Annotated in this window: 19 protein-coding genes and 4 pseudogenes; 11 read left to right on the forward strand and 12 right to left on the reverse strand. The window is 64.0% G+C overall.

Annotated features, from left to right (window positions below):
- Positions 1-8: 8 nt before the first annotated feature.
- Entirely contained in the window at positions 9-1574 is a 1566-nt protein-coding gene (locus tag IPK85_04405) for a RagB/SusD family nutrient uptake outer membrane protein (protein ID MBK8246629.1), read from the forward strand.
- An 8-nt stretch (positions 1575-1582) separates the two neighbouring features.
- Positions 1583-2353 carry a DUF4397 domain-containing protein gene (locus IPK85_04410; GenBank protein MBK8246630.1) on the forward strand — a complete coding sequence of 257 codons (771 nt, stop codon included), beginning with the start codon at positions 1583-1585 and terminating at the stop codon, positions 2351-2353.
- A gap of 121 nt (positions 2354-2474) precedes the next feature.
- On the opposite strand, the pseudogene IPK85_04415 reads toward IPK85_04410, so the two are convergent.
- Together IPK85_04415 and IPK85_04420 are read right to left on the reverse strand one after the other, a co-directional pair.
- Positions 2475-2859 (reverse strand): annotated as a pseudogene (locus tag IPK85_04415) (DUF2089 domain-containing protein).
- Between the two features lie 8 nt (positions 2860-2867).
- Positions 2868-3284 carry a hypothetical protein gene (locus IPK85_04420; GenBank protein MBK8246631.1) on the reverse strand — a complete coding sequence of 139 codons (417 nt, stop codon included), beginning with the start codon at positions 3282-3284 and terminating at the stop codon, positions 2868-2870.
- A 13-nt stretch (positions 3285-3297) separates the two neighbouring features.
- On the opposite strand from IPK85_04420, the gene IPK85_04425 reads away from it, so the two are divergent.
- The 7 genes and pseudogenes from IPK85_04425 (at position 3298) to IPK85_04455 (ending at position 11005) form a co-directional block, all read left to right on the forward strand.
- Positions 3298-3732, forward strand: a complete 435-nt coding sequence (locus tag IPK85_04425; GenBank protein MBK8246632.1) for a transposase — start codon at positions 3298-3300, stop codon at positions 3730-3732.
- Between the two features lie 2653 nt (positions 3733-6385).
- Positions 6386-6652 carry a hypothetical protein gene (locus tag IPK85_04430; GenBank protein MBK8246633.1) on the forward strand — a complete coding sequence of 89 codons (267 nt, stop codon included), beginning with the start codon at positions 6386-6388 and terminating at the stop codon, positions 6650-6652.
- A 591-nt stretch (positions 6653-7243) separates the two neighbouring features.
- Positions 7244-8084 (forward strand): annotated as a pseudogene (locus IPK85_04435) (transposase).
- A 368-nt stretch (positions 8085-8452) separates the two neighbouring features.
- Complete coding sequence (locus IPK85_04440) at positions 8453-8650, forward strand: hypothetical protein (GenBank protein MBK8246634.1); 198 nt, start codon at positions 8453-8455, stop codon at positions 8648-8650.
- 84 nt (positions 8651-8734) lie between these two features.
- Complete coding sequence (locus IPK85_04445; GenBank protein MBK8246635.1) at positions 8735-9385, forward strand: thioredoxin domain-containing protein; 651 nt, start codon at positions 8735-8737, stop codon at positions 9383-9385.
- Positions 9386-9909: 524 nt separating this feature from the next.
- Positions 9910-10512 carry a hypothetical protein gene (locus tag IPK85_04450; GenBank protein MBK8246636.1) on the forward strand — a complete coding sequence of 201 codons (603 nt, stop codon included), beginning with the start codon at positions 9910-9912 and terminating at the stop codon, positions 10510-10512.
- A 121-nt stretch (positions 10513-10633) separates the two neighbouring features.
- The gene (locus tag IPK85_04455; protein MBK8246637.1) at positions 10634-11005 is read left to right on the forward strand and encodes a hypothetical protein; all 372 of its coding nucleotides are present in this window, start codon (positions 10634-10636) and stop codon (positions 11003-11005) included.
- Positions 11006-11182: 177 nt separating this feature from the next.
- On the opposite strand, the pseudogene IPK85_04460 reads toward IPK85_04455, so the two are convergent.
- The 3 genes and pseudogenes from IPK85_04460 to IPK85_04470 form a co-directional block, all read right to left on the reverse strand.
- Positions 11183-11502 (reverse strand): annotated as a pseudogene (locus tag IPK85_04460) (BrnA antitoxin family protein).
- A pseudogene (locus tag IPK85_04465) lies at positions 11471-11772 on the reverse strand (BrnT family toxin). The pseudogenes IPK85_04460 and IPK85_04465 overlap by 32 nt, the downstream one beginning before the upstream one ends.
- Before the next feature lie 675 nt (positions 11773-12447).
- Positions 12448-13524: a hypothetical protein gene (locus IPK85_04470; protein ID MBK8246638.1), complete on the reverse strand. Its 1077-nt coding sequence runs from the start codon at positions 13522-13524 to the stop codon at positions 12448-12450.
- Between the two features lie 368 nt (positions 13525-13892).
- On the opposite strand from IPK85_04470, the gene IPK85_04475 reads away from it, so the two are divergent.
- Together IPK85_04475 and IPK85_04480 are read left to right on the forward strand one after the other, a co-directional pair.
- Positions 13893-14084 (forward strand): hypothetical protein, encoded by a 192-nt coding sequence (locus tag IPK85_04475; protein ID MBK8246639.1) that lies wholly within the window; start codon positions 13893-13895, stop codon positions 14082-14084.
- A gap of 26 nt (positions 14085-14110) precedes the next feature.
- Positions 14111-14764: a DsbA family protein gene (locus IPK85_04480; GenBank protein MBK8246640.1), complete on the forward strand. Its 654-nt coding sequence runs from the start codon at positions 14111-14113 to the stop codon at positions 14762-14764.
- A gap of 437 nt (positions 14765-15201) precedes the next feature.
- Here IPK85_04480 and IPK85_04485 read toward each other — a convergent pair whose 3' ends face one another.
- The 7 genes from IPK85_04485 to IPK85_04515 all read right to left on the reverse strand — a co-directional run bounded on the left by IPK85_04485 (position 15202) and on the right by IPK85_04515 (position 21437).
- On the reverse strand, positions 15202-15543 hold the full coding sequence (locus IPK85_04485) for a nuclear transport factor 2 family protein (protein ID MBK8246641.1): 342 nt from the start codon (positions 15541-15543) through the stop codon (positions 15202-15204).
- Positions 15544-15868: 325 nt separating this feature from the next.
- A complete protein-coding gene (locus tag IPK85_04490) occupies positions 15869-16516 on the reverse strand; it encodes a hypothetical protein (protein MBK8246642.1) in 648 nt (215 codons plus the stop codon).
- 480 nt (positions 16517-16996) lie between these two features.
- Positions 16997-19162 carry a phage infection protein gene (locus IPK85_04495; GenBank protein MBK8246643.1) on the reverse strand — a complete coding sequence of 722 codons (2166 nt, stop codon included), beginning with the start codon at positions 19160-19162 and terminating at the stop codon, positions 16997-16999.
- Between the two features lie 448 nt (positions 19163-19610).
- Complete coding sequence (locus IPK85_04500; GenBank protein ID MBK8246644.1) at positions 19611-20186, reverse strand: hypothetical protein; 576 nt, start codon at positions 20184-20186, stop codon at positions 19611-19613.
- Positions 20183-20440: a hypothetical protein gene (locus tag IPK85_04505; GenBank protein ID MBK8246645.1), complete on the reverse strand. Its 258-nt coding sequence runs from the start codon at positions 20438-20440 to the stop codon at positions 20183-20185. Before IPK85_04505 ends, IPK85_04500 begins: the two co-directional genes overlap by 4 nt.
- 50 nt (positions 20441-20490) lie before the next feature.
- Entirely contained in the window at positions 20491-20877 is a 387-nt protein-coding gene (locus IPK85_04510) for a DUF5343 domain-containing protein (GenBank protein MBK8246646.1), read from the reverse strand.
- A gap of 305 nt (positions 20878-21182) precedes the next feature.
- On the reverse strand, positions 21183-21437 hold the full coding sequence (locus IPK85_04515; protein ID MBK8246647.1) for a hypothetical protein: 255 nt from the start codon (positions 21435-21437) through the stop codon (positions 21183-21185).
- Positions 21438-21920 lie beyond the last annotated feature (483 nt).

A 21920-nucleotide genomic window follows, 5' to 3' on the forward strand; every position in this document is an offset into this window, starting at 1 on the left:
CGCACATCATGACACGGATTCGTCGCCTCGCCGTCCTCGGCCTCCTGGCCGGCACCGCGAGTTGCAAGGAGTTTCTCGACGTCAACGACAACCCCAACGCGCCACAGACCGTCTCGGCGAACTTGTACCTCGCGCCGATGTTGCACTGGATGGTGACGTCGCCGCAGTTCGACGGTCGGTTTGTGGGCCGATACACCCAACAGTGGTACCTCGCCGGCACCGCGCTCGGCACCTGGGATCGCATGGGGTATGACCCCAACAGCGATAACGGCGCCCAGCAGTGGCGGGACGTCTACTGGACCCTCGGCCAGAACCTGGTGGATCTGACCAACCTGGCCGAAGCCGAGGAGCGCTGGGACCTGCTGGGGGTCGCCAAAGTCCTGAAGGCGTGGGGCTGGCAGGTGACGACCGACCTCCACGGCGAGATTGTCGTCAAGGAAGCGATCGACCAGTCAAAGTTCGTCTTCAGCTATGACACGCAGGAGTACGCCTACCAGGAGATCCAGCGCCTCCTCACCGAGGCCATCGCCCTGCTGCAGCGCACGGATGGCGCGGTCAATGCGACGTACCTTGCCCGCACGGACAAGATCTACAACGGCGATCGTACCAGGTGGCTGAAGTTCGCCTATGGCCTGCTGGCCATGAACCTCAATCACTACTCCAACAAGGCGACCTACAAGCCGGCGGACGTGATCGCCGCAGTGGACAAGTCGTTCGCGAGCAATGCGGACGATGCCCTGCTCGCGTATCCGGGGACCCAGAACGACGACACCAACTTCCTCGGGCGAACGCGGAATAACCTCACGTCGTATCGTCAGACCCGGTTCGTCGTTGGCCTGATGGATGGCACCCAGTTCAGCGGGGTGGTCGATCCCCGGATGAGTCGCATGCTCTCGCCATCACCGGATGGCCAGTATCGTGGCCTGGACGTCAACGTGGTCGGCTTTGGCGCGCTCACGCCCACCCAGCAACCGATGAACTTCTTCGGCTACGCCGGCACCGGGGGGGCACAGCAACCGGCACGCTACATCTTCGCCGACAAGAGTCGGTTGCCGGTCATGACCTATGCCCAATTGCAGTTCATCAAGGCGGAGGCTGCGTTCCGCGCAGGTGACCGCGCGACCGCGCTGGCGGCGTATCGCAACGGCATCTCCGCCCACATTGACTGGGTGAATGCGCGCAACCTCGACGCCGCCCAGACGCCAACCCAGATCTCGGCGACCGAGAAGAACGCCTTCCTCGGCTCGACCGCAGTTGTTCCCCCGGCGACCGGGCTCACCATGACACACATCATGGTGCAGAAGTACATCGCCCAATGGGCTTGGGGACACAATGAACTGTGGATGGACATGCGGCGGTTCAACTACACGGACGTCGACCCGGCGACCGGTCGGCAGGTGTACCCCGGCTTCACGGCGCCCACCAACCTGTACCCGGACAATGGCGGCAAGGTGGTGCAACGCATTCGCCCGCGATACAACTCCGAATACGTGTGGAATCGCGCGTCACTCGAGACCATTGGCGGGCTCGCGCTCGATTACCACACGAAGCCGATGTGGATCATCCAACCGTGAACCGAACCATGAATCGATATCGCAGCCTCTTCGTCCTGGCCGCCAGCGTCCTGAGCGCGTCGTGTGACAAGACCGCCGTCCAGGACATTACGGGACCCGAAACCGGGACGCGCGTCAAGTTCTTCAACTTTGGCGTGAGCGCCCCCGGCGTGAACTTCTATGCCAACACCACCAAGATGACCGCCATCAGTTCGACCTCTGGTGTCGAATCGACCACGGGGGTCAACTCCGGCGGCGTCGGCAATGGCGGCCTCTATTCATCGATCGCCCCGGGGCAGTACTCGCTCGAAGGCAAGATTGCCGCCACGACGGACAAGGACCTGGCCATCACCAAGGTCACGGCCACCCTGGCAGACGCCAAGGCGTACTCGTTCTACATCAGCGGGATCTACAGCACGTCGACCAAGAGTGCGGACGGGTTCGTGGTCGAGGATCCGCTGCCGGCGACGATCGACTTTACGCAGGCCAGTGTGCGCTTCGTCAACGCCATCTCCAACTCGCAGCCGATGGTCCTCTACGCGAGGAGCACGGTCACGGGAACCGAGGTCGCGATCGGTGGATCGGTCGCCTACAAGGCCGCAGGGGTCTTCACCAACGTCGAAGGCGCCAACTATGACCTCTTCGTCCGCGCCCCGGGTTCCAGCACGAACCTGATCACGCGGACCGGCGTGTCGTTCAACAACGGGCGCATGTACACGATCGGTGCCCGTGGCGACATGACGGTCACCGGAACGACCTCGGCGCTTCGGCCGCAGCTGGACAACACGACGAACCGGTAGGGTTCACCGGCGCAGTACCGGAAGTGCGAAGGGCCGTGAGCGCCAGCTGGTCGCGCTCACGGCCCTTTCGTGTGTACGGCCCTACCGTGTGACAGGTCGCACCCCGTACTGTGGTGCGCGCTCAGCCGCGCCTGCGTCGCAGTTGGTCGATCGCCTTCGCTGCGTCGATCTGTCCCGAGGCCAACCCGTCCAGTACCGCGTCGACGCTCGGCGCTGCGGACGGATCGGACGGCGCGAGCTCGTCGTCAGCCCCGCCCATGGCTTGCACAATCTCGTCAAGCCGCGCGCGCCGTGTTGTACGCGATGCCGATCTCACCCGCGAGGCGCTGCACGTTGGCGCGATGCTTCACCAGCAAGCCGACAAAGTCGAGTTGCTCACGCGTCAGCCGACCCACCCAGCCCAGGTCGAACCGACCCTCGAACACGGTCCCGGTGTCTGGGTTCTCGAGGCGTGTGACGATGAGCCGGCCGCCGTCGAAAGGATCGCGTGGCGGGACGGGCAGCAGTCGACGAGTCATTCGTCGTCGACCTCGCCCCGCCGAAACGCTTCGCCGAGCTTCGGGTCGACCGCGTTGTCCGACAGCTCCACGATCTCCTCGACAGTCAGGTCTTCCAGCCCGGCCTCCACCAGGGCGCGGATGTAGTCGGCCTCGACCCCATTCGACGCGAGTTCAACGATGTCCGACACCGAGAGGTTGCGCAGTCCGGCTCCGACCAGCGACCGGACGTAGTCGGCTTCGACGCCGTTGGACGCGAGCTCAACCAGCTCCTCGACGGTCAGGCGCAGTCCGGCCCGATCGCCGGCGGGTCTCGACGCACGACGGGACGAGGCGGGCGGTTCCGCAATTGCCCCCAGCAACTCCTCTGCCTGATCGGCGTCTATCGTCCCACTGAGCATCATGTCCAGCACTTTTCTCGTCCTGGTGGTCATATTTATCTCCACGATGGCGATATACATCACATTGCGGCGTATTTTTGGCATTCGCAAGGCCCGGGGCGGCTGGGAGCCGCATCGCGGTGACCCGGCTCCCGAGAACTGTGCTTCCCTGCCGGGAGATCACCCCCAATGGAAGGTCCACTACTGCCGCCTCGGGCCTGGCTCCAACGACTCAGGGGGCAAGACGCGCCACAAGCGGTCCCGCGATGGGAACCGCTATCTCAAGCTGGCGTTGCATCACGCCGCCATTCGCGCCGTGCAGTACTTCCCCGAAGTCCGCGCCGTGTATCAGGCCTGGGTGCGGCGGAAGGGAAAAGCCATCGCTCGGGCGCTCGTCGCGAAAGAAACTCGCCCAGATCGTCTACGCCGTGTTGACCAAGGGAGCACCCTACAATGGACGCTTTGCCACTGGTTGGGGAGCCCGACGGGCTGTCGACCGTGAACATCTGAGCCTTCCGGCTCGCAGGACTGTGTGACCGCCACGGGGACCCGTGGACGATCGTATCGATGTTGCGCGCGACTGCCACCAGGTCGTAGGACCGCCGTCCATTCGGGAGCCCTCTCGCGGGGCCCCCAGGCTGAGCTACACCCGCTTGACAAAAATCTCCTTAGGACTGTTAGGCGCCGCCAAGACTCGCTCTGTGACTGCGAAGTGCGCAGCCGCTAGGGATTGACAAGAGTGACACTCTTGAATCGGTAGCGACGTCCGTCGCGCACCACGGTCACGGTGTTGCGGCCGGGCTCCCGCGTGTAGGTGCCGCTGTATGGCGGCGGTGGGGCAGGAGAGCCGGGACGTCCATCGTTTCGAGGGAGGAACAGGATCCTGTTGCGGTCTTGAAGCTCCCAGTATCCCCCGTTCAGCGATAAGTTGTCAACGACCGGTGCCGCTGGAGGACACGTACGTGCCGCCAAGAGCCTGAAGATATAGGGAAGATTGGAGGTTCGATGAACCAACCCGGTTAGAGAGAGAGAGCCCTCGACCAGCGAATCCACGCACGCAGGGGCGCTGGCGAGTGACTGCGGAAGAGGTCGGTCATCGACAGCCTCAAGCTCATACGAACCTTCCAGTGCGTTGATCTCACTGGCATCGCGAAAGAGGTTGCAGGAGGCGGTGCTCAGTAGAGCGACGCAAAAGAGTCGGAGTACCATCAGTGTGGACACTGCGCTCCTGCAGCTACTGGTTAAAACGCAAAAGAAAACAGCACGTCTTTGTAGGGTCCGGAATCGGGGGTAGCTCCCGACCACCCCTTGAACCGATTCGCGGTCCAGAAGCACTCCTGCCCAGGCCGCCCCAGCATGCTCGGCCGACAGTCGAGGAGGCGCGTCGAGGGACCCCCGGGAGCAAATGAGTCGAATTCGTTACCTAAGTTCCGATCCGCGAACAACTCAACATCAGTCGTGGCGTTGGGTGCGTCGCAAGTGTCAAATCCGAATGCGCCGAGGTCGCACCAGTACTGCGAGAAGTAGTTCGCATGCTTGCTCCTGGCGACCCACACGCGCGGTCGACCGCGAAATGTGGCCACGTACTCAACTCCATCCCATGGCCGCGTCTGCGTAGCGTGGAATGCTGGCACGTTGTGGTGGGCCGAGTATGTGACATAGTCCACAACCCACTGCGTCATGCCGATGTGATGAGCCTCCACGATCACGAACTCGGAATCCCCGCGATGATCGCCGAGCCCAAGCCATACGTCTCCGAAGTCCTCCCACCAGCCTAGAGCGTAGAATATCTGGACGCTAGTGGGTCGATTGGGATGCCGCGCCACACTCCAGTATGTCTCGCGAGCCGGCAGGTCTGGCATGGACATTTTTAGTTGAGGGCGGAACGCCCAGGCCAACGGATACTGCACTCATCTCGAATGCCGTCACTGTCAAGGTCGGCACCCCCGTAGTTGCCGAAGCAATTGGAGAAGGTCCCGAATGACGGAAGTGCTACGCCGTCACCGGAGCCGCCTCCTGCTCCACTCGGAAGACAGAATTCAACGCCTGGCGGGCAGTCGTCGAGGCGGGCGGCCGGTGCCCGGGGTGCGGAACCAGTGGGTACGCCCGTCGGGATTGGTAGACCTGTACGAAGGTAAACTCGCATACGCTCTCGATCTCTGAGCTGACACTACTGTACGGCCTCTTCCACGTCGCCCTACGGGCTTGCTCCGGGTCCGATGGCCATGACTTGTTTGATGGCGCAAGCATGATGTACGGATCGTCCTGATACTCAGCGAGGCTGCGCTTCGTCGGCTGACCACGCTCATCGTAGCCCAGCAGCACCAATGCACCCGTTGGGGCAGTCGTGTCGACGCGACTTGAGCGAAATAGCACGGTTATTGGCCGGTCGGCCGACCACGACAAACGATGGTGCGCACTTGGCATCGTCAACTCGAAGGGCGCAGTACCGAGCTTCGGAATTCCAGCTGCGAGGCCCCCTTTCGTGGATCGGGACAAGACGCCCTGAAGGCGCGCCGAGGCTCCGTTCGTGACGAAGGACTGCAGGTGAAGTGCCTGATCCGCAAACGGGTTGTCTCGTAGTGCATCCCGCAACTCATCGCGGAATTCCTGGGCCTGAAGAGCGGTTACGAGATCTCGCGCCAGGTTGTCCAGCATCGTGTCTGCGGGACTCGCGCTGGGCGACAGCGCGAGTCGTACCTGGCTCAGGCGCGGTCCGACCGCGGAGTCGGGTATGCCGCAGGCGACGCAACACAACAACGATGCAGCTGAGGCTACATGCTTAGCCGAGATCATTTCCCCTCCCCACTCATAATGTGCGATGCAGCCCGACATGGTACGGACTAGTTGCCCGTCGCCGAGGAGGATGTCTCGCCCCCCCCCCCTTCGGTCAAGGGGTGTGCTATCCTCGCTACCGCGGACACTCCACGGTACTGACGAGGCCGTTGAGCCGTACAGGAGACCACATGCTTAGCGGATCGACGCCGCCAACGTCTCTCCACTTGCCCAAGGCGGCTGCACGTCTTCGCGCCGTGCGCCTAACGTAGTTGTTGCAAAACCCTGTTGGCGCCCGCGATGTGGACATGGAACTCCCGCGCGGTCGCCGGGTTTCCTCGCCGGAATCTGTGCCGCTCCCCGCGCCCCGTCGAGGACCCATGGCTCACTACAAGCACATTGATACCAGTCCCCGCTTCGTTCCGGTGGACCTCACGCGGCAGCTGCTCCCCGGCACCTTCGAGCATGCGGTCCTCACCTGCTGTCGGGGCCGATCCCTGGGCCACTTCGACGCCCGCTTCCGGAATGATGCCACCGGCGCCCCGGCCTATCCGCCCGCGGTGCTCCTCCAGGTCATTCTCTGCGCCTATGCCCAAGGGATCGTGAGCAGCCCCGCGCGATCGAGCGCCTGTCCCAGGAGCACGTGACCTTCATCGCCCTCTGTGGCGACCAGGCCCCAGACCACACCACCCTGGCCCGCTTCATTAAGTACGTTGGGCGACCCCATCGCGCGGGTCTTCGCCGCCGTCCTCGCGGTCTGCGACGCGCAGGGCCTCATTGGCCGCGAGATGTTTGCCATCGATGGCGTGAAGCTCCCGAGCAACGCCTCCAAGCGGCAGAGCGGCACGCGCGCCGAGTTCGAGCGCCACGCGGCGCAACTGGAGGCCACCGCGGCGCAGCTGCTCGCACGGCACCGGGCCGCGGATGGCGGGGCCACCGAGCCGACGCTGGACGCCAAACGCGCGCAGCGGATCGCCCGGCTGCAGCGAGACGCCGCCCAACTCCGCATCTGGCTGGCGGCGCACCCGGAGGACCGGCGCGGCGTGAAGGGGGCCGTCCGCAAGAGCAACCGCACGGACAACGACAGTGCGAAGCTGGCGACGAGCAAGGGCGTGATCCAGGGCTACACCGGCGTGGCGGCGGTCGACGCGCGGACGCAGATCATCGTCGCGGCGGCCGCGCATGGAACGGGCTCCGAGCACGAGCTGCTGCTCCCGACCGTCGCGGCCACCGATCCGCTGCGCGCGCCGACGACGCTCATCACGGCCGATGCGGGCTACCACAGTGAGGCCAACCTGCAGGCGCTCGCGACGCGCGGGGTGGACGCGCTCATCGCGGACGGCGCGCTCCGCCGCCGCGACGCGCGCTTCGACACCCAGGCGACCCATCATGCGACCAAGGATCCGCTGCATGACAAGGCGCCGCGGCCGGACGCGCCGCGCCGCTTCACGCCGGCCGACTTCCAGTACGATCCCGTCGCGCAGACGTGTGTCTGTCCCGCGGGCAAGTCGCTCGCCCGCCGCGGCCGCCCCCCACGTCACCACGGGGCTCCGCGGGCAGCACTTTCAGGGGACCAAGACCGACTGCCTGCCCTGTACGCTGCGCGCGCAATGTCTCCGTACCCCGGCGACCACGCCCGTGCGCCAAGTGGCCTTCTTCGAGTCACGGCTCGCACCGCCCCTCGCCCGCAAGCCGCACACGGCGGCCATGAAAGCGCGGATCGATACGCCGGCCGAGCGGGCCCGCTACGAACAGCGCTTCGCCGTCGTCGAGCCGGTCTTCGCGAATCTGCGCCACAACAAACGGCTCGATCGCTTCACGCTGCGCGGCCAGGGCAAGGTCACCGGGCAGTGGCTGCTCATGTGCCTCGTGCACAACATCGAGAAGCTTCGCGCACCATGGCCGCCTCGCTGCCTAACGGGCGTCGGGATCGCCTCCCGCCCGCGCGCACAGGGCCACCGTGGCCTCGTCTCACCCTCGCCGCGACGTCTTTCCGTCCCTAGACGACCGCGTTCCGGCCGCCGACCCCCTTTTGCAACACCTTCAACGACCTGCACTCTCGTGCGGGGCGGGTCATAAAGCCACCACACCCGGCGGCGTCCTTGCCCCTACTCTACTCGCCGCCGGGTGTGGTGGCTAGCCCTACAGCCCCGCCACGAGCTGTGCACTGTTAGACGCCGCTCGCTGTTTCTCCACGCTCCATGACCCTGTCAGCGCCAGGCGTACACCGCTGCTGATTGACCTGCCTCTCAGGCAGCGACGCGTTTGGTGATACGGCTACCGTCGAGGTCGGCAGTGCGGCTGCTGAGTCAGGTTGATCGTGCAAGCGACAGTTTAGCTATCTCTGCATCTTCCCTCTTGACAAATGGACCAGACCTGGTGCAGCGTGCGTGCACGGCGTCGACGGACCGTACTTGCTCGAATCCATTCAACTGGAGATCAAGAACATGCGTACCAGACTCCTCCGCCTTTCGCTCGCACTCATGGGCCTTGGCGTGACCAGCCTTCCGGCTGCAACTGCGTTCAGCGGCTGTCCCAGCAACATCGTGATCGGGCTCACGGCCTGTCACTTGGTGAGCGGCGACAACTGCAGCCTTTGCGAGTACAACTGCGATGGCTCTCACGTGTGGTTCAACATGTGTTGAGATAGGAGGCTGCTACGGAGAGGGTGGCACGGGGCGCTCTCTCCGTTTCGGCTCGCCAACTGGACTTTCTTCGCTGGAGACGCGATGCGCCGCCCATTTCAGCTGCTCCTTGATGGGACGACGATGGCTGTACTTGCCCTCGCCCTCTTCCTCCTCACGCGACCCAGCTCCGCCGTCCGCACCGAGTGGTCCTCATATTCGGCGCGGCGTGCCACGATACGAGCGACAGAGAAGCACTGGATCACCCTCGTCGCCGCAAGCGCGCCCCTCAGTGACGGCGCTAGGTCGTACGACGTGATCGAGGTGTCCGACTATGACTGTCCGTTCTGCCGCGCTTCCAGCGCTGCCGTCGACAGTGCCGTGGACGCTGGCGTCCGGATCGGTTACCTGCACTATCCCCTACGCATTCACCCGCACGCCGCTCGGGCTGCGCGGATGGCATTCTGCGCCGAGGACGTCGGCCGCTTTCGCAACGCGCATCGCCTCTTGATGCGGGATACGGCCTGGCATGACCAGAAAGCAATCGGCCGCATGGCGGACGAGGCTGATTTGCCCGATACCAGCGCCTTTCTTCGCTGTGTCGACGACTCCAGGACTGGTGCGCGGGTGCAGGCTAGCGTTACTCTGGCGGAGTCATTGGGTATCCGTGGGACCCCGACATTTCTCACACCTCGGGGCATGCATCAGGGAAGTACCACCTTGAACGTACTTCTGGGACTTGTAAGGGATCCATGAAACGAAATGGCTTGCGAATGGTTGCGGGTCTGTGTCAGGTATTGTTGGCCGTCCCGGCCAGTGCTCAGGGCATTCCCAGCTGGCGGCTGACCGGGGCCGTGGAGGTTGGCCGCGACGCTCCTGAGGGGGAGTTCACCCGCATTGCTGGGATCACAAGTCTGCCAGATGGTTCACTCGTTGTCGCCGACGCGACCGACCAACGCCTCCGCATCTTCTCAGCCGACGGCGATTTCCTCCGCGCCCACGGCCGACGCGGACAGGGCCCGGGAGAGTTCCAGTTCATCGCGTTCCTAGCGGCTACTGGCGACTCGATTCTGGTGTTCGAGTCATTGCCGGGGCAGTCGCGCGTAACACGGGTCCACGCCGCGACGGGTACGTCGACGCGAGGGCCAAGTGTCAGAGGAGATCCCGCGTTTCGGGGCTCGGTCATCGGCGTTGCGCCGTCCGGCGCAACGCTTGCCATTTCCAGCGGTCTTCGGCCTGTCCAAGCACCACTCCTCGGCGAAAGCCGAACGGACTCAATCATGTTCGGTGTCGGCAGCACCGTGGGAGTCACTTGGTTGCCGCCGACGTCGAACCGTACATGGATCAGCTACCGGCAACCGCAGGCGGTGTCTGGCGTGGCAATGGCCGCCCACCGTTTGAGCGGCATTCCGATCACCGGATCGACGCAAAGACTGGTCTGGATTGGGGACAACGGGTTAGGTGAGCTGCGCGGATTCGATGCGAGTGGAAAGCTGCAAGCGACGGTACGGTGGCCACGCCCCAACAGACCGCTCGATCGAGCCGACGTTGGAACGTACCTGACAAGCCTCCTGGCGCAGGCCGCTCCGGGTGACACCGCTCGGTTGTCCGCGGAGAACTCGCTTGCGCTCGCAGTGAGAGCGGCGCCGAAGTTTCAGTTGGCAGCTGAGTCCAAGACTGGCGAGTTGTGGATCGAAGAGTTCCGGGAGAACCTAGCCGCCGAGGGCCGAGTGTATGTCTTTGACGAGAGCGGTCGAGCGCTGGCCGTGGTCGTGCTTCCGGCAGGGACGCGCGTCCGACATGTCACGCGCAATGTCGTCGTACTCACACGAAAGGATGACGATGGATTCGAGCGAGTGCTCCTCTACCGTGTCGAGCGTTAGCGTCGCTCGTCGCCGCGCTGCTGGACGATGGGCTAGCGGCGTCGTCTTTGCGCTCGTCGCCGCCTGTACCGGGGAGACGACGCCCGAAACGCCCGACGATCCATCAGTCCCTCGATTGCCCGTGGCCTTGGTCGGATCTTGGCTGAACATCGGCACGGGGCGCCTGCGTGGCGACACCCTTCGCCTCAGCGCGGATTCGCTGGCCGATGCCATCATACCCTGGGGCCAACGCTATGCGAAGGTGCACCGCTGGAAAGTGATCTTCGGATCCCGCGACCCTGTGGGCACGAGGGAAGACTGGCGCGGGGGCTACTCTGATGGCGGCGATCCCGAGTGCATCTTCGGCAACGGCGACGGATGTGTGAGTCTGCCGATGCTCTGCCTGGGCGCGACGAAGGAGTACAGTTGTGCCGCATTTGCGATTGCCGGCGACACCCTGCTTGTCGCCTCTGGCCTCAAGTACCTGCGCCTCGGACGTACATCGCCTCCCTGAGCGCTGAGTACGTTCGCTTCCGCGCAGCCGCTCGCGGGCGGTTCGAGCGTCTAACGTCCATGGCTCACAAGCGGGCGCTCCTATCAAGCCGTCCCGCCCGCCGCGGAACCTCGCCTTAGCATATCAGGCGGCGGGCGGGGCGGCCACCCCACGGCGCCCGGCTTGTGCAGCCATTTGTTAGGCCTCAGCCTTTCGGCGGCGGCGCCGCCCGCGCTCGGACGCCACCCGCTCCGACAGGTACACCTTCAGCAGCGATTGATAGGGGACGTCACGCTGATTCGCCTGCACCTTCAACTCCTCCAGCAGGTCGGCCGGCAAGCGGAGCGAGATCGTCTCCGTGCTGGGCTTGAGGCCCGGCAGCGCACGCGGCGCGCCTGACTCCAGTCGACGTACTCCGTCGAGTCATGCGTCGCCCAAAACGCCCGCTCGGCATCCTCCGACGCAAACCGCGGCACCGGCCGGCGCTTACTCGTCGCTCGCTTCTTCGGCTCGCTCATAGACCCTCCGTTCCCGTCGATTCATGTCCTGAGCCGATAGCACCCGGATCAGGCTCCCGCGCAGGGTGAACACCAGAAACAGCCGCCGCTCGCCGGCCGTGCGGCCGAGCACGTAATACCGGGCCTCCGACGCCGAGTGTTTCGTGTCCGCGACCACCACGAGCGGATCCCGGAAGAAGACCTGCTCCGCCTCCCCGGGCTGACGCGATGGCGCGCCCAGAGCTTGGGCGCATTCCCGTCATCCCAGTCGAAGCCGTCGCACCGCGCCAGGTCGTCGTAGACATCGGCCACAGGGAAGGTATACGATACTCATATACGGCAGCGCAAGCCCCCGGCCTGGAGGTCTGCGCGGCCACGGCCGACGGCGCCTGCGGATCTGAGGTGGGGAGGCCTGACGATCCCGAGCCCTCGCGCTGAGGCCTAACGACCCACGGTTCGCCTGCGGGCCATCAAATAGAGCCGTCGCACCCCGCGACGACCCTGCCCTGTGATCTACTAGTCGCGGGGTGCGGCGGCCAGCCCACCGGCCCGGCGGGCGCAACCGTTTGTTATGCTGCCCCGGGGTCACCGAAGCCCAGCGAGCCGAGCACCGCCGCCCGGGTGGCCCCGGGCACCTTCGACCGCCGCCGGACCGGGAAGGCTGCCACAGTCACCGTGCCTCCCGCCGGCGAAGTGGGACCCGAGCGAGGCAGTACCCCCAGCAGTGGGACGCCTGGTAGCCCGGACGAGTCGGTGGGGGCGACCGCCGCCCAGGACACGGATGCCATCAAGCAGGCCGCGTTGTCTGCTGGCACCGTCACGGCGAGGCGAGCGACGCCCTGTCGCGGACAACGCCCAGGGGCAAGCACCGTACACCTTCCGCCGGCTCTCCCTGCACCCAGGATTGTTGAGGGCGCGGACAGGCGGAAGTCTGTTGGAGCGACGGCCGATGCCGATCCAATGGCATCATCGCCGCACAAGCTGCAAGACTGATACGCTCTCTACACCATCCGCATCCATCGACACTCCGTACACCTCACCGCGGTGAATTGCGTGCGGAACGAAGCGCGCTGGCACCTCGACATCCATCGTCCAAGCGCCCGATCGATCGTAGACGCTCCATGTGATCGGCGTCGATGAGACCCGGAGGTGTTTCGGCCCGATGAGCCGCTCAGCCGGATTGAACGTGCTCACCCAAAGCTCCCCATTCTCCGAGAGGAGGAAGCGGCCAAACGCTGGCGCTTGGTTGGCGAATCGGAAACGACTGGCTTCGAAGTGTAGTTTTGCGAGCATCTCCTCCGTCGCGGCCTGCCGGTTGCCCTCGACGTACGCTGCACGTGCACGTGCTCGGACCTCCTCGGCAACTGGCTCTGGTGCCAAGGATCGCTCGAGCTCGAAGAGAAGCGATCCAGTTAGCCCGAAGCACCGTATCCGGTACTGGGCAGAGTACCCGAGACACACTCGATCCGCACGCGCTGCGATCTCGTTGAGCGGGCCGAATAGGATCGGCTGCGCACCCTCCGTGCTCGGCTGACGTCGGTAGCCCGGGGTTCGCACGACACGGGCGACTCTCGATCCGGCCAAATCCGCTTGCTCACGGAAGACCAGGCGGATCATCTCATATGCTCCGCCCTGCGTGTCGGGCGGAAACTCGAACGCTGCAAGGGCGATTGTCCCTCCGCTTAGGAGCCCGACGCGCTGCACCTGCACAACACCCTCTAGCGCAGGCCGCGACATCGTCCGCAGGAGCGCACCAGTCTCGGAGAAGAGGTGAGCCCGCCCACTGTTGTCCGTCGCAAGGATGCGGTCCTGATACGCCTGGAGCGACCAGAGTATGCGATCAAACTCCCCAGGGCCACGGCCGGAGCGACCGACCGAGCGCACCAACATGCCGTTGCGCTCGAAGATGCGGATCTCGTTCGCCCGAGCATCCGCTACGACGATGCGCCCGCTCCCCAGTACGCCGAGCCCGGCGATGTCACCAAACGCGCTTGGCCCTTCGCCCTCACGTCCACCGATTACAGCGGCGGCTTGCGAACGCAAGATCCGTGTTGTTGGCGCGTGTGCTCGCCCATACGACCAGCGGCGCCCATCCTGTGCGGCGGACGACGACGGCCCCGTCGTCAGCAGCGCCATCACAGCAAGGGCCACCCACTGGCGCCAGCCTTCCCATAGCGGTATCGCGCACGCATCAGCTCGGCACTTTCTGTTTAGGTACGGCCCAGTCCGCCACAAGCGCCGCACACTTGCAGCTGAGCTTGTCTGAGACACGGTCTGCTCTCCTCAGGAGTTTAGCTGTAACGTAGTCGCACACTTGACAGGGGGCAACTCTCTACTGCATCGTGCGCGTGCCACTTCGCCGCATACGCGGCGCGGCGCATCTCACTCTTCGGTCGCGGAGGATTCAGACGATGACAAAGCGCATGGCTTGGGTCGGATTGATGGTGATTGCTGTTACCGGTTTCGCACAACCGGCTGCTGATGCTGCCGCACTGGACGCCTGCGTGCGGTACGAGTGCCAGAACGACAACGGGTGCGACTTCGGCTGCAAGTGCCGTTGGGTGGTCTCGGAGCTTGCGCCTGGCGAGTGCGGATCGGCGTGAACGAGGTCCAAGGGCGCCCTGCCGCCGTGTCTGGATTGCGCCACGTGGCGCTCAACGCGTTGGTGTTCGCGCTGACGACGGCTGCAGTGTGGCTCGGCGTGCGACGACTCGGTGAGAGTCAGCGCACGCCGGGTAGCACGCGCGGACATGACGTGCGACGCGTAGCCAACTGGGAAGACTTCGTCGGGCGGGGTCCCCGCCTTGGTCCAGACTCGGCCGCGATTACGATCGTTGAGTTCTCAGACTTCCTGTGTCCCTACTGCCGCGTGGCAGCGGTGGAACTTGATGAGGTTCAACGGGCACTCCCAGGAAAGGTCGCGATCGAGTTTCGCAACCTGCCGTCGGGCCCCAAGGGCCTCGCGGTCGCCCTTGCCGCGTGGTGCGCGCACGAGCAGGGCCGGTTTGAGTCCCTCCACGAGCGTCTATTCGCCGATCCAGACTCGGTCGGTCGGCGGCAGTGGAGTACCATCGCAGAAGATGCTGGCGTCGCGGACACCGTCTCGTTTCTCGAATGCATGAGCGCCGCGTCAACACTTGCGGCCATACGGAGAGATAGCAGCGATGCCCTCGCACTTGGGGTACGAGGCACTCCCACTCTCTTGATCAGGGAGGAGCTCGTGTTGGGGGCCCCTGGACTCGCAGCACTGGGGCGAATGGTCACACGATCTCTCGCCAAGTAGGGTGTCTCTTGGGCGCGGTCAGCGACTGGTGCAGCCCGCCAGCGCACACCTCGCAATGCATGTACGCGGGCGACACGACACTCCGACGCGGAGCCAGCCTTCAGGCGAGTCGTCGATATCAGCGGTACTCGTCTTCGGTTCTCGCCGTGCTGCGGTTGCTCGCGCTACCGGAGGCACCGGACCGCGGGCGGACTGGGCACGGGGTCATGCGAACCTACCGTCTCTTCTTCAGACAGCATAACGACCCGCGCTCACATGCGGGCCATCTAAATAGATGCCGGCCCGCCCGGGCCGTACCTTCATGATCTTACGGCGGCCCGGGCGGGACGGCCACCCTGAGCGGCCCGACTTGTGCAGCGCTTTGTTATGCGGCCCCCGCCGCCCACTGCAGCGCTTGAAGGACCGCCGTCACGGACACCGCGTGCGAGCACCCGACCTTACGGCTCCGCAGGGTAGTACCACGCGCGCTGCACCAACCCGGCCCGCACCTCATACACGACGACGCTCGACTGCCCACCCGCCCCAGCCGGCGGTGCACTCCAGCGCGTCCGCTCGTGCGTGGTGACCCACGGTCCAGTGGCGCGCACGACCAAGAGCTCCGACCGGGCGGTGGGTACTTCGCGAAAGTAGCCGGCCAGCAGGCGCCGAAAGGCGTCCACACCTCGTCCGCCGAGCGTGGCCGAGTCTCCCCCGACGTTCAGCCACACCAATCCTGGGGAGACGTGCGCCATCATCGCGTCGAGGTCCTTTGCGTTGAACGCCGCCACGTACGCGTTCACGACCGCGATCGGACTGGTGCTCGTGGCACGCCCACAGCGACGGCCTGGGCGGGCGTGTTCGTCGCGCCCAGCACCATCAGCATGAATCTCGTCGTGGCTCGGATCACGTAGACCGTATCAGAAGGATGGGGAGCAACGCACCGGTCCGCATAACGTCCCACGCTCTCAGGCGGGGCCTCTCATAAAGCCGCCGCACCCGGCGGCGGCCCTTGCTCTTACACTACTAGCCGCCGGGTGCGGCGGCCACCCCATCGGCCCCGACCTGAGCTGCGTGCTGTTAGCCCGCGCTGCTCGGCGTCCTGCCATCGCGCGTGCGCTGTTCGCTTCAGGGCGGCCGCACGGGCCGGTTTCGCAGGAAGACCTCCTGCGGAGTTGGTCCGGAGACCCGTCCGTGCTTGCGTGCCTCGCGGTCGATCCATGAACGGTGCGGAAGGTGCGGGCCATAGGCATACGAGATCTCAGCGACGTAGACGTCGAAGGTCGCACGTCCCGCACTCCAGAGCGAGTCGGGCCGTAGCTCCGCGACGTAGACACCTACTGAGTCGGGCGTACTCCACTGCGCCGATCCGCGCCAGAAGTAGGGGCCGCAACCGGCGTCGTAGCCCCAAGGCACCAGAACAACCTCCCTCGAGCCCCGTTCTTGGTTCGCTCGGCGGACGCGCTCCGCGCCGGCGCCCTCGATGCGCTCAAGTTGCATTGTCTGTCCGAAGATCTTCCGCGGGTCGCGACGCAACCACGCCGCTCGGTCGAAGACCAAGCCCGAACCCACCTCCACGGTATCTGCACCTGGGCGCGCGAGAATCAGTGCGGCGCTCGCTTCTGGCGTCAACAGGGGCGTTCCGGCGTTCGCAGGAATCGGCAGCCCGGGGCCAGGGGAAGCGAACGGCACGGTGGTCAGGCCGATCGTGCACAAGACGACCGGGTGGCTGGCGGCGGCGGTCGCCGGCTCACCCACTCGACCGAGGGCTCCCATGATGAGCAATCCAGCGAGCAACCTTCGCCAACGCCGATCTCGTTGGTGCATCAATGGGCCCGTGCTTGAAGGCAGCGGCAAGTTTGAACTTCTGCGCATCCCGGTTCGCCCTGGCGCCCTGTTTGTTCCGCACACGAAGGGTCGCCCAGGCGACGGGCTAACGCCACGGTTCAAATGCAGCCGCTTAAATAGTGCGAGCGCAGCGAGCCTTCAGCGGCGCGGCTGTCTTTTGCAACCGTTTGTTAGACCGAACCGCGCGCGATGAGGCCAGACCAGGCCCTCCTGGATCCGATGGGGAGCGACGCATGCCAGCGGCGGGCGTGATGGTCGCTGCACACGTGCGTGAGTTACTCCGAAACCTGAAGCACCACGCGCGATAGGGAATGAGTGGACTCTCTCCCGTGCTGCTTGATGGGTGACGCGCGTCGACTGATGACTTGCGGCCCCAGGCCCGACGTTGACTCTCGCGGCACCGGACCATCAGGTCAGCACCCGAATCCGCAGGTAGAGCGACCGGAGATGATCGTCGGCCATGTCTAGAATTGGCTCGTACATGAACGCATTGAGGTGGATGTTCTCAGGTGTGACCAGCACAACTTCGTCGAGGAGCTGAATCGCGTCGGAAGTCGCGGTCGGCTGCGTTTTGTACTTTGCCAACAAGCGCGCCGTCTGATTGGCCCCGATGGACATCAGAAACGCGGGGTCAGAGATGACGCCCGCCATGTGGCGTTCGGCATGCAACCGCGCGGCGATGGACAGCACGATCTTGTTCTCGAGATTGAGGCCCTCCGGGGCGTTCAAGCACAGTTCTGCTTCGGCGCGCACCGTATCGATGACGCATCCTGTTGGATCCGGCCAAGCTGTTCCCGCGCCGAAGAGTCGGCCGTAGATCTGATCGAGTTCGGCGTGTGTGATACTGGATGAGTCCGGACGCCAGTGAAGCAGCTTGGTAAGGGTCAGATAGTCCGCGTCATCCACCCCACGCGTGTATTCGATGATATTGCGGAGAAAGGACACGGCGGCCACGCGCTTCCGAGCGTTGTCGTGGAAATGTGGTTTCCAGTCGTTGACGAAGATGTTCTTGATTCCTACCGCCGGGACCAGGTCCAACCCCGCCGCTGTGCGCTGGACCATCAAGCAGTCCGAGTACCTGACGAAGCGACTCTGAACGGTTCGAAAGAAGTCAAAATTGTGCGTCAGGATGAGCTGGCGGAAACAGGTCTCATCAGCGATGTCCTTCAGGTACTGAATGATGGCATATTTGTTCTTGTAGTCGAATGAGTCGGCGATGTCGTCGACCACGAATAGGGTGTCCTGCCGCGCCTGGCGACGGACTTCCACCTGAAAGATCACATTCAGGATGTAAAGCGCCTTCCGTTCTCCCGTGCTCAGAACTCTCAGAAGGTCGACTCGTGAGAGATCTGCGGAGTCCTCGCCATCCCGAAAGGTGAAGCCGAGTGCTGGAACGGTCTCGTCCCCAAGGATGACGGACACGCGGTTGGTGACGCTGAGGCTGAAGGGCACGAAGAAGCGCCGGTTGAAAAGCTCAATCACGGCCTCCCACTGAGTGCGCTGGCGCGCTGCTTCTGCCTCGATTTCCTTGCTACGCTTCTCCGCAGACGTGTACCGCGTGAGCAAGTCCTCTAGCAGCTCGCTGTGTGCCCGTAGGTATGAAAGCAGCGTTTTCCGCTTAAGCCCGTTGAGATCGGCCATCAGAGTCAGAACCTCCTCATGTTCCGCGAGGAAGGCCTGAAGGTCACGAAGAAGCTCGTTCTTCGTTATTCGCTTCTCGACCTCATTGAATGCTTGGCGGAGCTGCGCATCCTTGAGGATCGCCTCCTTCTCCTTGGCAATCACCTCGTCAAGTTGCTTGGCGTTGGTCACCTCGACTCTTGTGTCGGACACGAGTGTGACGCTGTGCTTCGCCTCGAAAAAGCCACTCGTAGCCAACGTCTTGCCAACTGTGGAAGCGTTGTGGTATTCGAAGGTGCCCTTCTTAAAGTACTTCGAGGCGGCGAGCAACTTGTTGTACGTTTGGATGTACGTTTCGATGGTGGTCTTGATGTCTTGCGTAGCCAGAAGAGCGGCCACTCGCTCGTCTGAAATGAGATCGTACGGGACGTTGGCGAAGGACGGCCCCTCATACGACGCTATTTCGTTCCGTATGCGGTTGAGGAGCGCGTACAGGTCCGTCTCGCCGTCTCCGAGAGCGGTGGTGATTTCGACGGCCATATCCTTCTTGGTCGCGGCGGAAGTCGAGACGGCGCGAAGGAGCAGCGCCTTCGCCTTGTCGATGTCGGCGAACAGGCTCTCGTACTCCTTTCGGAGTCGTGCATCTACCAACAGTGTCGCGGTCTTGTCCGCGTCCCCAAACACCTCCTCGTAAGGAGGTAGCACGAGCACGCTCTCGGGGCCGAGTTCCCGACCATCCGGAAACGTGATCGTCCGAGTCGTGACGCGGTGGGGAAAGACCCGATCGCGGGAGTCATTGCCGTCCGCGATATCCTTGAACACCTGAGCCAGGGACGACTTCATGACGCCGTTCGGTGCGTAGATGGCGATGGCCGGCGACGTCGAAAAGGCAAGCTCCGTCCGAAGCCGCTTGATCCCGTAACAATGCTGAAGATTCAGAGTGAGAGAGTCCATCGGGTAAACGGTGCGACGCCTCGTGACGGTGCGGTATGGCCTGGGCCCCGGCAAGGTCGGCGGCGAGCTCGGTGCGAGGGAAAGGTGCGGTTTGTCTGAGTGCGAAGTGCTGATCGGCTGGCCGGGTGCCTATTCCACTATGGCGGTCACCAAAGTGCGAATCAACGGAAGGTCTCTCTTCAGGGTTGAGCGTCGCGCTCACCTCAGACGTGGACATCTGGGTGGCACGCCGGCGCGGCCGTGATGTCTCCCAGGCTTTCGGTCTAACGTCCGCGGCTCAGCTGCGGGCCACCTAAAACAAAGCTGTTCCGCCCGGGCCGCTCCCTTCCATGCTACCACGGCCCGGGCGGAACAGCCAGCCCCCAGGCCCGTCAGTCTGCAGCCGCTTGTTAGACGTCCTGCGCGCTGTACTGCCATCGAGCGACCCGGCAACTCGCGCGAAGGCACGTCACCCTACTTGCTTGATCCAGTCCGACACGATGAGCTCTAGCCGAGCTAGCTCTTCACTGCTGAGACGGTTGGTATGGGCAATGACGTTGCGGGTGCGCTCCGCGTCGCTCAGGCGACTCACTGCCCAAGCCTGAGTCGGCAGCAAGTCACGAAACTCGGCCCAGTGGTTCTGGATAAGGAGGCCCAGGTCGCCGAAGTCGACGTAGTTCACCGGATGGGTGTTTCTCCCTGCGTGCCACTGATTGCGCGTTTCAGTTTCCCTCCTGTCATCGACCTTCTTCATCATCGGCTGACTCGCTCTTCGCTCGAACCACTCGGGACCATCCTTCTCCTGCAGGACGTCTTGAACGAACTCTCGAACGAGGTTCTCTAACACAAACAGAAGTCGATAGCATCGCTGCATGTAGACGCTACCGCTCCTTATGGCTTCAGAGACAGACGAGAACAGCTCCGCGTCGTCGCGCTGCGTCGGATCTGCGCGCTTCGGCCTCAGTCGGCCCGTCGCCTCCATATCGCGAACCGCATGACTCGTGATCAGGCCACGGAACATGAAGTCCGAAAGGTCGCGGCTCACACCAGCTCCTCGCGAAGGGCGCGGAAGATTGCTCGGAACGTGTCAACATTCTGCGTGTCTGGCAGATGGATCTCGAAACGATACACAAGGCCAATTCCCGCACCCTTGGGCGAGAGGGCGGCAGCGTCGTCAAGTCGGCTGCTGCTGTCGGGAGCCTTGGACGGCTCCTCTGTGGGAGTCTCTGTCAGCGGCGCCGCTGGTGCCTCGCCGGTGAAGTCCGCGTAGCCGCTCAGAGTCTTGAAGGTCCGGGCCATCTTATCGGCCACCGAATCACCAACGCCGGTCTTCGTCTTGAACCACCCCTTTAGTTGCTCTGCGCTCCTCTCATTGGCCTTCTTGTCTGCGGTGAACAGGTCGTCAAAAGCCGTCCTGAGCGCGTCGCGAGCACCTTCCGCGCCTTCGTGTGATCCATGAACTCCTTGTAACTCGCGGTTGGATGACCGTTGCTGTCGAGTAAGCCGATGTATTTGAGGAGTTTCGGCGTTGGTCGGTCGTGGGAACTCGTGAAACCTAGATCTTTGAGGAAGTCTAGGTTGAACGTCTCCGGAGCCCCGGCGTTCTGGATCTTGTCGAGGATCTTTGGGAGGTTGCCAACCGCCATCAGGTAGGGCACATCAGTTTGCATCGACTCAGTCTCCGACAGGTACAGGTGAATCAGTAGGCGTCGCGTTTCGCCGACCGGCTTGTTCACCGCGCAAGATATGGTTAACCGCGAAGTCCTGAAGGACGTCTAACGACCACGCCTCTGTTGCGGACGCTCGTATAGAGCCCCCGCCCCGCGCGGCCCTCCCACCACAACCTGCCGCGCGGGGCGGGGGCACTCAAGGAGCGGCCGACGACAGCTGGCGATTGTTAGGCATCACATCACCCTGAGCCAGCTCACGCTACCCACTCAGTGGCATCCGCAAGTGAAGCGACAGCACGGCCGGGACAACGTTGCATCCGTCTGTGCCAATCTGCACCGACGTGGAGATGAGGCTGCATACGGCGGGCGGGTTACTCGCACCGTGTAGGTCCCTCCCGACCCGCAGAGTTCGGCGTGGCGAGCCGTTGGGCGTTGAGGTCAGGTCGGTTGGGTGGCACGGACACCGAGTCGCGAAACGCACCGTCTTGTAGCACGAGCGTCGCTCCGGAGCCGATGTACTCCTTCGTGACCCAGTCCTGCACAGTCACCACGACCGCCGGCCGGGGATCCAGCTCGCAGAGCGGCTGACGAAACCCGACGGCCTCATCCGAGGCACAGCCAGCCAACAGTAACCCGCTGAGTGCGGGTACGCAGCGACATCGCGAGGACAGCCAAAAGACGCACATGCGCATGGCTCCTTTCAAACACGGCCTGCCGTCAGGACACACTCGGATGGGCGCACTGCCACGCGCCCTTGATCAAGAGCAATACTGCCCTGACCGTGGGTTCGCGCAAGAGGGTACCGGCGCGCGGGCATCTTCCTTTCGGCCATTTGGGCGACCAACGGGTCAGACCCTCGTATTGGGGTGCCGAGCGGCGGTCAGTCCGTCCTGAGGCGCGCATCCGGTACCGCAAAGGGTCGCGCCCGTCTGCGGTGCAGGAGCCCGACGAGACGCACCGCGCAGGACACGCGACTGTCCACCAGGACGACATTGCCGGCCATCTTGCAGCGAGCCGCGGTGGTAGCATGTAGGCTTGCCCGCTGATCATTGGTAACCAGGGAGCCAAGCAGCGGTCTTCGAGAGAGGGCGCTTCTGGCGACCGCGTCA

Source organism: Gemmatimonadota bacterium (assembly GCA_016712265.1).
In the GTDB taxonomy this organism is placed as follows: domain Bacteria; phylum Gemmatimonadota; class Gemmatimonadetes; order Gemmatimonadales; family Gemmatimonadaceae; genus RBC101.